At 40.2% G+C, this 12,776-nt stretch carries 11 protein-coding genes; 2 read left to right on the top strand and 9 right to left on the bottom strand.

Annotated features, from left to right (window positions below; translation table 11 throughout):
• Nucleotides 1–59: 59 nt before the first annotated feature.
• From sstT to O1D97_RS07885, 5 genes are all read right to left on the bottom strand, one after another.
• Nucleotides 60–1,280, bottom strand: coding sequence for a serine/threonine transporter SstT (gene sstT / locus O1D97_RS07905; protein ID WP_269124463.1), 1,221 nt, complete (start codon nt 1,278–1,280; stop codon nt 60–62).
• A gap of 381 nt (nt 1,281–1,661) precedes the next feature.
• On the bottom strand, nt 1,662–3,794 hold the full coding sequence (gene mdoH, locus O1D97_RS07900; RefSeq protein ID WP_269124461.1) for a glucans biosynthesis glucosyltransferase MdoH: 2,133 nt from the start codon (nt 3,792–3,794) through the stop codon (nt 1,662–1,664).
• A complete protein-coding gene (locus O1D97_RS07895; RefSeq protein ID WP_269124459.1) occupies nt 3,791–5,281 on the bottom strand; it encodes a glucan biosynthesis protein G in 1,491 nt (496 codons plus the stop codon). The genes mdoH and O1D97_RS07895 overlap by 4 nt, the downstream gene beginning before the upstream one ends.
• A gap of 415 nt (nt 5,282–5,696) precedes the next feature.
• Nucleotides 5,697–6,080, bottom strand: a complete 384-nt coding sequence (locus O1D97_RS07890) for a nuclear transport factor 2 family protein (RefSeq protein ID WP_269124457.1) — start codon at nt 6,078–6,080, stop codon at nt 5,697–5,699.
• A gap of 93 nt (nt 6,081–6,173) precedes the next feature.
• Nucleotides 6,174–6,602, bottom strand: coding sequence for a MarR family winged helix-turn-helix transcriptional regulator (locus O1D97_RS07885; RefSeq protein ID WP_269124455.1), 429 nt, complete (start codon nt 6,600–6,602; stop codon nt 6,174–6,176).
• A 104-nt stretch (nt 6,603–6,706) separates the two neighbouring features.
• Between O1D97_RS07885 and O1D97_RS07880 the strand changes: the two genes are divergently transcribed.
• Nucleotides 6,707–7,186: a DUF2798 domain-containing protein gene (locus tag O1D97_RS07880; protein WP_269124453.1), complete on the top strand. Its 480-nt coding sequence runs from the start codon at nt 6,707–6,709 to the stop codon at nt 7,184–7,186.
• 215 nt (nt 7,187–7,401) lie between these two features.
• Here O1D97_RS07880 and O1D97_RS07875 read toward each other — a convergent pair whose 3' ends face one another.
• Nucleotides 7,402–7,812, bottom strand: a complete 411-nt coding sequence (locus tag O1D97_RS07875) for a GFA family protein (protein WP_269124451.1) — start codon at nt 7,810–7,812, stop codon at nt 7,402–7,404.
• Between the two features lie 817 nt (nt 7,813–8,629).
• Between O1D97_RS07875 and O1D97_RS07870 the strand changes: the two genes are divergently transcribed.
• Nucleotides 8,630–10,222 (top strand): sensor domain-containing diguanylate cyclase, encoded by a 1,593-nt coding sequence (locus O1D97_RS07870; protein ID WP_269124449.1) that lies wholly within the window; start codon nt 8,630–8,632, stop codon nt 10,220–10,222.
• A 42-nt stretch (nt 10,223–10,264) separates the two neighbouring features.
• Here O1D97_RS07870 and O1D97_RS07865 read toward each other — a convergent pair whose 3' ends face one another.
• The 3 genes from O1D97_RS07865 to O1D97_RS07855 form a co-directional block, all read right to left on the bottom strand.
• Entirely contained in the window at nt 10,265–10,780 is a 516-nt protein-coding gene (locus O1D97_RS07865; RefSeq protein ID WP_269124447.1) for a GNAT family N-acetyltransferase, read from the bottom strand.
• A 767-nt stretch (nt 10,781–11,547) separates the two neighbouring features.
• Nucleotides 11,548–11,730: a hypothetical protein gene (locus tag O1D97_RS07860; RefSeq protein WP_269124445.1), complete on the bottom strand. Its 183-nt coding sequence runs from the start codon at nt 11,728–11,730 to the stop codon at nt 11,548–11,550.
• Nucleotides 11,731–12,486: 756 nt separating this feature from the next.
• Nucleotides 12,487–12,771, bottom strand: coding sequence for a hypothetical protein (locus O1D97_RS07855; RefSeq protein ID WP_269124443.1), 285 nt, complete (start codon nt 12,769–12,771; stop codon nt 12,487–12,489).
• Nucleotides 12,772–12,776: the final 5 nt, after the last annotated feature.

The following is a 12,776-nucleotide window of genomic DNA, read 5'->3' as shown; positions in this document are numbered from 1 at the left end:
TACTCAGGTCTATAAAGAAGGGGAATGTTATGATCCCCTTCTCTAACTTAACCTATTTACTAGCGTTTACCGTTGGCCAGACAGGCGGCTGCGGTGAACAAAACATCTGTCGAGCTATTAAGCCCCGTCTCTGCTGAATCTTGTAATACACCAATAATAAAGCCAACAGCCACTACTTGCATGGCTATTTCATTGGGAATATTGAATAAGCTACAAGCCAATGGAATCAATAATAATGATCCCCCAGCCACACCGGATGCACCACATGCGGATACGGCCGCAATTACACTAAGCAGCAATGCAGTCCCAAAATCCAATGTAATGCCTAACGTATGTACTGCAGCTAAAGTCAGTACCGTAATGGTAATTGCTGCACCCGCCATATTAATAGTCGCACCCAAAGGAATGGATACAGAATAAGTATCTTCATCCAAATCCAAGCGCTTACAAAGATCTAAGTTAACCGGAATATTTGCGGCTGAACTACGTGTAAAGAAGGCCGTAACTCCGCTCTCTTTTAAACATTTGAATACTAAAGGATAAGGATTACGGCGAAGCTTCCAAAACACTAATAGCGGATTCGTTACAAATGCAATAAATAACATGGCACCAATCAGAACCGCTAGCAAATGAGAGTAGCCCAATAAAGCATCAAAACCTGTTGTCGCAATAGTACTCGCTACCAAGCCAAAGATACCAAATGGCGCTAGTCGAATAATGACCGACACAATACTCGTTACGCCACCTGATAAATGTTGTAGCAGGGCCTTCGTCCCCTCAGACGCATGGCGAAGACCTAAACCAAAGCCAATCGCCCAAGTTAAAATACCCACATAATTACCCTGCACTAAGGCATTCACAGGGTTATCAACCATTTTAAAAACCAATGTTCGCAACACTTCACCAACACCTTGAGGTGCGCTTTGGCTAAAGTCAGAGGCCACTAAATGCAGTTGTGTTGGAAATACAAAACTGAATACGACGGCGGTTAATGCCGCAATAAAAGTGCCTAACAAATACAGTACAAGCACCGGGCGAATATGACTCTGCTGGGCTTGCTTGTGATTGGCAATAGAAGCGATTACCAATAAAAAGACCAAGATAGGTGCGATGGCTTTTAATGCTTTAACAAAGAAATCGCCCAGTAAGCTCGCTGACAGGGCCGCATTCGGAGCAACGTAGGCCAAGGCAATACCACAGACAATGCCGATGGCAATTTGCAGTACCAAACTACCATTCAGATAGCGCTGTAATAACGATGGTTTTTGATTTAACGTCATTAGAAAAGAGTCCATTGAAATTTTCGGAACCGCACCTTACCTCATGCTGCAAAAAAAATGAACCATTTTAGGGCATCACAAAGAAATCATTGTAACGAATTCATTACACTTCAATTAAAGATACCTAATAGTACTCATAAAAAACGACTTAACCTGCGGATTAAAGAAGAGATAAATAGAGTAACCAAAAAAGTATTGTTGATAAAAATCTAGCTAATGGCGCTAAATATTCCTATTTTTAAGCAGTAGGCTATCTTCAAGAGCATGGCGTTTCCTATTCATATCGCCCCGTTATCGATAACCTAAACTGTTAGGTATTTCACCTCTTACTCTCATTGATACAGAGCTATCTTAAATACAAAGACGACGCGTCTCCACCTTCTATGATGGTAGATATTTCTGCATGGCTTTCATAAGAGTTTGATGCTGTAAAATAGCTAAACACTCAGCTTCACTTAAATGATCGAGTAAGCTAGTTAGGCTGTCACTGTTTAAAATCTGCCATTCGGCGCAAATCCAATCACGACAGAACTCTTTATTAACCTTATCTACAGGCATCTGAGCAAGGTGCCAGTAAAATAGTGATGGATTTGCTAATAAGCGCTTCAGAGAGGGTAATGCGTCAGAAGAAGACAGATTTTCTAAGCTCGTCGTATGCTGCTGTTGTCGTGTGACAATGGGATGTGGTCTTTTTTCTTCTGGGGCCCGTAGAAGCCCGAAAAAACGAATTAGATTGCCTCGTTTGCTCCCCCCACTCAACCAAGAAAGAGGTATAGAAAAGACTAAACCAAAGCTAATAGGTAAAGACCAATAAAAAAGTGCTTCACTTAAAAAAAACGCCCCACTCGCTAAACCTATGCCTAATAAGGTATGGCTATAATGTGCACGAGCCACGACTTTCCATGAGGTTGCGCCGTCATCACGGACCTGAGGCTTCCAACCACTGTCTTTGCCCTTAAAAACACTATAAACCACTTGAAACTGAGAAAGCATTAAAATAGGGGCATACAGAGCCGATAATATCGCTTCAATAAGCGTGCTCAGTGTCAGTAAAATGGGGCCACCAAACTGAAAGCAACGACGAATGTTGAGCATGGCGGCCAACCAGCCATATACCTTAGGCGCCAGAACAAGCGCCATGGATAAAATAAATAGAGATCGCGCCTTTTCAAAATCAAATACAGGCCAAGTGGGAAATAAGGATGGATTAGCAAAGTACTCCGGACGCACAAAATACGCCTGCACCGCTAATGCAAAGCCAACCACGATTAATAACAGCCAAAATACAGCACTTAAATAAGACATAATGCCGGAAAGCAGATGCAAACGAGTGGCCAAATGAAACCCGTTGGCAAAAACAAACGCCTTATGCTGCAGATTGCCTTGGCACCAGCGACGATCACGTACGATCACATCCACTAAAGAAGGCGGCGCTTCTTCATAAGAAGCGGTGAGATCAGTATCAAAACGCACTCCCCAACCCGCTCGACGTAACAACGCCGCTTCCATAAAGTCATGGCTCATAACATGACCACCAAATGGCGCTTTGCCTGCCAAAATAGGTAAACCACAGGCGTCGGCAAATGCCTTGGTTCTAATAATCGCATTGTGTCCCCAAAAATTAGATGAGTTACCATGCCATGCAGCCAGTCCAGAAGCATAAATAGGCCCAAAGCAGTGGTTAGCAAACTGCTGTAAACGACTGTATAAAGTATTTGCACGAATTATCGTCGGTAAGGTTTGAATCAAACCTAGGTTTTGATCGGCACTCATTCGGCGAGTTAAGGAAACAAAACAATCCGCTCCCATCAAACTGTCTGCATCTAGGACTATCATGCATTCATAATGACCACCGAAACGTGTCACCCATTCAGCGATATTACCGGCTTTACGTTCAGAGTTATCGTATCGTCGACGATAAAAAATAGGGCAGCCAGTTGAATCGTCATTTAGGATAGGGTAAAAGGCCTGCTCCTCAGAAATCCAAGCATCCGCCTTATTCGTATCACTGAGGATAAAGAAAGCAAATTTACCTGGCGCTTTTTCCATAATATCTTCGTACATGGCTTGAAGATTGGCTCTGATTCTTAAGGGATCTTCATTGTATACTGGCAGTAAAACCGCCGTAATGCGATCAACCTCTTTCTCTTTTCGTTTACGTGAGAAAGGCCAAATCTGATAAAACAACCCCAGAGTGGCTTGAGAAAAGGCAAAGGATATCCAGGTAAAGTTGATACAAAATAAAACGAGAAATAACCATTGCAACCCTGCAATACCATTCGTACTCAAGACAGCATACATTTCACTGGCACCATACCAGGATAAACCTAGAGTCCCCATTAAGACCAACAAGCGAGACAATAGAGTAAGAAGATAACTCGGTGTAAAAGCTACTTTTCTAGCTAGGGACTTTTCATTGACCTCATGCCTTGGCATCGCCATAGGAGACTCTAGAGGCAACGCCCGTTGCGCTATCTTGTGGTTATCCAACATGCCTTTAACAACAGTACTCATTCCTTTATCCAACGATACAACCACGTTGGCGCGGCGGCGACCTCACCCTGTTTCAATTGTATTCTTAATTCGGCCAGCTTAGCCTCTTCAGGATCAAAAGTAACAAATACTCTAACCCCTCTATTATTAGGATTCTTAAGTACTATAGCTTCCACTATTTTACCTTTACTAATATAGGTATCTAGCGCCAATTCATCAATATCTATATCCGCCATTTTATTGTAATCAATCACCACTTCTGGGAGATCGGTGAATATTTTAGCCCCTTTGGCACTGCGAACCGTCCTTGGTACATCCATGGATACAGGCGTGTCGTTGGACCACGTCATTAAATATTGGTACGTATAAAGTTGATCCTTTTTCAATCCATCTTTAGGTTGCCAAAACGCCACAATGTTATCGTTCGTTTCTGCATCAGAAGGGATTTCCACTAATTCGATGTGCCCCTCCCCCCAATCATTAACCGGTTTAACCCAGGCAGATGGACGAGTATCGTAACGGGCTTCTAAATCCTGATAATCCTCAAAATTCCGGTGACGTTGAATTAAGCCAAATCCTTTTGGTGAAATGTCACTAAATGCACTGACTTGTAAGGTTTTTGGATTATTTAAAGGACGCCAAATCATTTCATCTTTACTGGTTAATATTTGCAGCCCTTCGGAATCATGGACTGCTGGTCGATAATCAGGGAAGTCAGGAACATCAAGAGCACGGTTATGCATAAACATTGACGTTAATGGCGCTATCCCAATATGCTTTAAATCCACTCTTGGAAAAAGCGTTGTTTTTACCTCGATACGAGTTGGCTTCCCAGGGTATATACCAAAGCGATAGGCTCCCGTTATGCTTTTACTATCCAGCAATGCATGAACAACAATTGCCTCCTGACTCGAAGACGGTCTTTCAATCCAAAACTGCTTGAACATCGGAAACTCTTCCCCTTTCGGTTGGGCCACATCCACCGCCAGCCCACGTGCAGACAATCCATAAGACTGCCCCTTCGATACGGCTCTAAAATAGCTCGCGCCTTGAAACACCACAAACTCATCATTACGTTCGGCGTTATTTATCGGATAATGCAAACGCAACCCAGCATACTTTCCGACTTTTGAAATCAATTCACTAATTTCTTCGTTTGGCGTAATAAAAGAGTTAGATGACACACTTAAAGGAAAAGCGCGTCCATTCTCAACCACATCAATTGACACTAAGTCTTGGAATAAAAAGCCCGGAGCAAACAATTGCACTGAAAATTTTGTCGGGGTATTTCCCCAAACCGCCTGATTCTGCTGATAATTAATCTGTCGGTACGTGGAATAATCCATATTAATCAAAGTTTTGGGCGCTTTTTCAGCGGGCAACATAGGCGATAAGGACAGGTCTTTCGCTAAATCAATCACTGTCTGGTGAGAAAAAATATAGTCTTTCGAATCCATGTCTTGTTGAGCATAGACCATACCAAATGTATTTATAAGCAAAGATGCCAAAACAGACACCTTTAGTAACACTAACGGTTTTGGAGAAAAATAGGACAAGGAAGTAAAGAATGATTTCAAAAAAGCGCTCTCATAAATCGATTAATATAACTAAATTGCGACATGACAATCACGCCATAATTTGGTGTCGTATCATATAGTCAAACGCAGGTAAGATTAAGTCAGAAATGTTGTAGAAATAAGCAAGAATTAAGGAGAGATTGTATAGATATCGATACTAAAAGACTTACGATTTTGAAGAAAGAGACCTAAATCACTAAGGTGCTATAAAATCAGACGGGATTACGTTTTAAGCATTCTGACCCCTTTCATATTATGAGTATCTTATTAATAATGATATAACTCGCATAGCGGTAAGTCCGCAAAAAATGAACTTGAGCAACAATTCGCCTTACTATGTATATGCTTAGAACATTGGGTTGCCATTCTTTGATTCACTTGGCACTTCTTGTATTGAATCCCAGTGCTCAACTATTTTTCCATTCGTATCAAAACGAAAAAAGTCCATCGTGACATACTGATCATTTCCTGGCCAAGTTTGATGTGTATGAAGAGCAACAAGATCACCCTCTGCAATGACCCGCACAAATTCTATTGATTTATTAGGATAATCTCGGGCCATTTCATCGAAGTAGTCAATAAATGCTCTCTTCCCATCACCGACTACAGGGTTGTGCTGTATGTACTCCTCTCCAACATACATTTCAACAGCCTTAGATGGATTACCTAAATAGGCGGTCCGGTAAAATGCCACAGCATTTTCTTTATTCAATTGTAGATCGTGTACCATATGAAATCTCCGTAATTAGGGGGATGAATTGTTAGTAAAATACACTGAGTGAGATTTTAGAATAACTCGTTTAACCCTATAATTCCCATGCATTTACGAATTTTCGAGGTTTCTTGTCATCTTCTGAGCAACCCTAGTAAAAGTCGCTAGATCCTCCGCCTCAATGCCCTGGGTCATTTTACTTTCCATCTCATCAGAGAGAGTGCGTAATATTTCCTGTAATGCTTGACCAGCAGAGGTCAGTGCCAGAAGTTGACTTCGTTTGTCGTCAGGATTCGGCTTCTTTTGCACAAGTCCTTGATCAATAAGCTGATTAATTAAGCGAGTAATCTGCGCTTTGTCACGTTTAAAAAGCCCTGCAATATCCATTGCCGTAGAAGCATTTGATTTACCTATAACCTTTAAGACCCGTACGTGCATGGACGCAACTCCAAGGTCTTGGTTTTCCAGCAAACTGCTAAGTTGTTGCTTAATGGCGTGGGCTAAATGAAAAGTCGCCTCGATAGTGATGGCATTGAACATAGTACAATCCTCAAATTATAGTAGTTGACAATGTCAACCACTCTTATTATAGTTGTCATTATCAACTAACTAGCAAGCAAGTTCAAGATTTAGAGGAAAAACCCATGTCAGATACCGTCATAAAAATGAATGCACCGAAACATCCCCTGTACCAAAAAATACTCATATTAGCCTGTCTCATAAGCTTTGTTATTGGTTCTTTAACTGGGATCATGACTTACATGAATGTAGGTTTCAGAGAAAGCTTCTGGATTGACTGGTTTTCTTCATTTGCTATTGCCGCCTTGGTCATGGCTCCGATTGGCTTAGTGTTTATGAGCCTCATTGGTAAATTCCTTAAATGGGCTCTACCTAATGGTCATAAAATTCTCCATCAAATCATTACTGGCGTTTGCATGGCGCTCTTTATGGAATCAATATTGGCCGCTAGTACCACGGTAAATTTAATAGGATTTACAAGCTCGGCGGCTTTTGTCAGCGCATGGCTACCCGCTTTTACTGCGGCTCTGCCTTTTGGGTTGTTCATGGCATTAATGATGTCACTGGTGCTAAAACCTAAGCTTGAAAAATTTATGGCTAGCTAGGGTAAAACCCTGAGAATAACGACTGTGAAAAAGATGAGGATGACACAAGCCTCCTCATCTTTGAGTTTGATTTATTTCGTTTCGTCGTGTCGCTTTGACTTGTACTCTCACCAAAATAATAGAGGTTCTAGACGCATTTATAAAAATATATATTCATTCTAGCCCTCTGAAATAACCTAACTTTGTGTGTCTGCGCGGAATGATATGCCAACGACCTACCCTTCTTCAAAATGAGCAAATACCTCAGCACCTGTCATATTGTGAGTTTCATTTTTAAAGTCGTAATATTCAGGTTTTTCATCGATAAATATTTGGTGGGTAAACGTGAAATCGTTATTTGCTTGTAGCAAACCAATAGGAATATGGTATTGATTAGCGGGTTTAAGGTAATAAAATAAATGTGTTCCGCATTTATTACAAAACCCTCTCTCCGCCCACTCTGACGATGAATACCTTACGACATTTGCCTCATCAGAGATTTTTACAGAATCAGAGCAGTCGATTGCCATCATGGGGCCACCACCCCAATTGCGACACATACTACAATGGCACGCCGCTACCTCACTGCTAGTATATTCCAACTCTAAAACTACTGAACCACACAAACACTCACCATGACCTTTCATAGGTACTCCAATTTTTTATAAGAAAGACTTTTTATCCGCTAACGTTTTCATAATCCGTATACACGTTTAGAACACTTAAAAACCGTCAAAAAATTCTTATAAATACATGAAAAATACTATTTTTATAAAACTATTAAAAAAATAGGGAACGGTAAAACGAGCATACGTGTTTTTCACTTAACCACAGGGCGTTACTTCCTAAATTCAAACACTCTGGGATTGCTTATTCTTCGATACTAAAACGTTTTTACATTACCTACCAGTACAAATTCTATTCTAAGAAACGATGAAACAACTAGAGAGTGTTATCGCCTGTAGGCGCAATCTAAAGATTCAAGTATCGCCCAGTGTCTGACGTAAAGTATTTAAGTAAATGGATCCTTTAATTAAAAATGTCACGAGCCAACCCTTTGAAGCACTCTGCAATCCAAAATGACTAAACGCTAACAGGCCTATCTATTGCTCAAGACACATCGATAGAAAACAGCATAAATCTAGGAAGTCGATAATGTCCCTCTCCACTCTTTATGCAATGTCATTATCATTATTGAATAAATTTTGGCCCTACATTTTGTGTCGATCCTCAGTCTAAAAAAGAGAATAAGCCATTGAAATATATAGATTAAAAACTTTATCACTTCATATAATCGCTGATCAAAGAAACATCTATGAAGTGATGGGCCCTCCTTCGACCTTGACGAAGTATAGGTGGACAAATTGAGTTTTTCTTGACAAGATTGGTTAATTTACCGCCGTAAACCCGTCTAAATAGCGCTTCGTTTCTGAAGCGGAGACTCGAGCTTATTCGACATTCTATATGAAACAGTTTTCCAAGTTACATCGCCAAATTTTTTCTATCACAACCACTTTAGCTTTGATAACCATTGTTATTATAAGTGTCGGTATTGCCTCTCTTTTGTATACACAAGGGATAGATAACGCTGAATCAGTACTTCGCAACAAAAATCGATCTGTCACAACACTGATAAATGGTTATGTTGCTCCCTTACGTAAAGCGGTCGAATACACTAGCCGCCCTACTTCAGGTATTGATCATAATCACTTTCGTGAGCAAGAAACACAAGAAAAAATCCGAAGTCTGTTTGAGATACTGCAAAACACAATACCTAACATACACTTCATTTTTTCTGGCTATGAAGACGGCTCTTTACTGATCAATGATTACACTCCCCCCTCAGATTTCAATGCCGTTATTCGTCCTTGGTATCAAGCGGCGATAAAATCACACCCATTTATGTCTGATGGCATCCCTTACCAAGACATTAACTCCAAAAAGTGGGTGGTTTCGTTTGGGAAAACACTGGTAGACGCTGGTAACAAGATTGTTGGTGTAATATCCATCGATGCAGGCATGGATGCCATTGTTAAAGCGCTGGCCATTCCGGATGAAAAGTATCCGACTATATACAACTTTGTTATGGACACTGAAGGTAAGATACTGATACATCCTGATAAAACGCTCCCCGATACACTGCATCAACAAATTTTTTCTCATTTACCAGGTAAAATGCATGCTTCAGGAAGCCTTTCCTACAGCGATGGAGAACAGAAAAGATTGGCTCACTTTAATCGTATTGATGAGTTAGGCTGGATTGTTGTTACTGAAGTTAATTTGTCTGATATTCGCCAACCGATTGTAAAAACCATTACATCTACTTTATTGATGATTGTTATAGGGTCTCTTTTTACCACCTGGTTAATGAGTTCTATATTAAGTAGACACCTGATTTTACCACTGAAAAAATTACAAAAAAGGGTACAAGACATTACCGAAGGAAAAGATGAATTAGACAAATACGTTTTCCCTAACAACGAAATAGGTAAGATCTCGGAAGCCATTGAAAAGCTCACTGAAAAAGCATTGATTCAGAAAAACATTGAGTTGAAAGACAAAAACGCCTTGCTCAGTACGATCTCTCATACGGATCAGTTAACATCGATAGCAAACCGTCGCAAAATGATGGAAGTACTTCATGCGGAAGTCAGCCTTTATCAGCGAAAACATCGTCCCTTTAGTGTACTTATGTTTGATATAGACCACTTTAAGCGAGTGAATGATTCGTTCGGGCACGAAGTGGGTGATCAGGTGCTAGTGAAGCTTGCTCAAGTCATTAAAACAACGATTCGCAAAACAGACACATTAGGACGATGGGGTGGTGAAGAATTTGTTATCGTATGCCCAAATACAGATCAAAAAATGGCACTAACCATCGCTGAAAATGTATTTTTAGCGATTCACTCACACACTTTTCCCTTGCAAATTAACGTTACTGTTAGTCTCGGGCTATCAGAATTTACCATCAACCACTCTTTAGAAAGTATTTTGGTAGAAATAGACCAGAAAATGTATCGCGCTAAACAAACAGGTCGAAATCGAATACAGACATAATCCTTCAACCTGTCCTATAGGGATGGGGGACATGGTGAGTGATCATGATGGTTGTCTGGAAATCGTATATTCATAGAAAACCACACTATTTTCATTTATGGGTTGCTCTACAAAACCTAACTTTTTAAGTAAGTTAGCGGATACAACATTTGCTTTTTCAACACCACCAATAAGCTTTGACCACGGCTCAGTCTTAGCCACCTCTTCGATAAAGCTTTGCAATAACTCACTCGCCAGCCCTTTTCCCCAATTTTCTTTAGAGAGTAAATAACCGATATGTGCATCGCTGCCATTTTCTACATAGGCGAACAGAAAACCAATTAACTCGTGCTGCTTAGATTTCACTTGAAGAAGCCGACTCTCCAACAACATTCGGTCAAGCCAAATTTCTGCCGACTCGCTAGAAGTAATGTCATGTAAATATGGAGGTAGGTTTTCAACGACTAATGACGTTAGAATACTAGGTATCTTTTCAAGTAGAACCGACTGGTCCGTCCAGCGTAACTCACCTGAAATTTCCTCTACTTTCAGCCTCTGAGTGTCAAATGATATTGTCATAAAAGCGGCCTATTCCAATAAAAATCATACCGTCTACCATAAGGTGGTGTACCTCATTAAACCAACAAAGCGCACCAAACTCCAAACCAAAAATACCGATCATAAGGTTTTATTTTGAGGAATCGATGACATACTTCAGCTTGAAAATGAATACGTGTACAAAATACGGTTCAATTTAATTTCAAAATATTGGCAATGCATTTTACTGGGTCATTCGAATGAAAAATCGTAACCAATTGAAATATAGAGATTAGGCATATGGGTGGCTTGGGGAGTTCCTTTTCCAGCGCTGTCTTTCACACTATCCACCACTTTCTTTAAAAAACTCAACAAAGACCCAATATCACCCAACACTTACTGGAAAATATTTAAAATACAAAATTAAGAAAACCAGTTCATTAGATAATTGAATAAAGATTTTATTACTTTATATCATTTCTCATGTTTTTTTCTAATTTCGTTAATCGGTCATTTATTTTTTCTAAATCTGATATTTTTATTCCAAAATAAATCATTATAATTAAAAGAACAGGTGAATCATATTCAAATAGTCCTTGAAAAAAACACCGACAGAAGACAAAACAAATATTACGTAATAGCTAATTTTTAATTTCATTTTTCATACCAAAAAATACCGTCTTACTTTGAAGGTAAGACGGTATAAATTTAATTATCTCCGGAACATTGGTCTATCGCATTTCCCCATGCAATAGCGGCGGCCGCAACTGTTATAGGGCTTGGTGCCGCCGTTGCCGCAGCCGTTGCCACTACAGCACCCGCTCCCCCCAAAGGCAATCAGAGTCAATATCTGAGTAAAAGGATGATACTGGTGTGGCTGAATATTCGCGACTGCTGCTGCCACCACCGCCGCCACCGCCGCCACCGCCAAAAGCGATGTTCGATACAGAGATTGAGTTTATAGAATGGTATTTTTTATAGATTCGTGACATAGATAGAACTCCTTTCTAAATTGATTAATCTCATTTTAATACCCAGGTAAACCTTATGGTTCAGAAAATGCTCTAAGTATTATTTGATTCAAAAATCTTGTCTACTATTCATAATTGACTACCTTATTACTTATAAATATATAAAAATAATGGTTATAAAATTAATTCATAGTAGAGAGTGATTAAAATATAAAATCCTTGTTTATTTTCAATCACAGAAAAATGATAAATAAATGATGATTAAATGTCAATTAACAAGAAAAAATCACAAAAAACACCCAACGCGGATATTTCAATAACTCGATAGGAGGTTAAAGGAGTCAGCCCTTTTTACTCTAGACATTATGACGTCATTCACAAACCATTATCGTGTGTGCTCAATACCGATGATGAAACTAGAAGTAAAACCTCGAAGATTGACGTTTCTGTAAAAAGCTCTGCAGCCCTGTGCATCGGTGATATGCAATGCATCTGGAGGTGTTTGAGCATGGCCTATACCGTTAGTGCGAAACACGCCCTGCAAGGCGTTCTCGCAAAATTCATGCATAGGTGACATGGAGTTCGGGGTCATTCTCGACACTTTCGAAACACTCGAGGTTGAGGATGTCGCACGTAATGTGTCGATCTCATGCATGCAATAGTCAGTTATCTTAGAACGCCAGAACGCTTCATAGGTTTTCAATCGAGCAGGATCGGTCGGCGCAACATAGGTCGCATAGATTGTATTATGTCCGGTCGAAAGAGTACGCTTCCAACTTACAGAACGGATGAAATCGGCATTGGGTTGCCGGTCTTCAGTTTGAAAGAGCAACGATTGTATCGATTCGGGCCGATTCTTTTTTTCTTCTTACTATCGTCACTATCAGAGGTTTTTTCGTAGCCACCGCTTGCCAACGTTAACTGAACCTCGGCCTTCGGCATAGAGAGGTTCACGCCTTCAATGTTGCTTCCGCATAGGTCCGCATAGTCTTCTTCTGCGACCACCGATCCGCTGCTGGTTGCTAGCAGGCCAAGTGCAAATGATACTGTTTTTAATGTCATTATCG

Origin of the sequence: Marinomonas phaeophyticola, from assembly GCF_026966905.1 — a bacterium.
Classification (GTDB): Bacteria; Pseudomonadota; Gammaproteobacteria; order Pseudomonadales; family Marinomonadaceae; genus Marinomonas; species Marinomonas phaeophyticola.
Note: the sequence above shows the minus strand (reverse complement) of the source record. Positions and strands in the feature narration are given on the sequence as shown.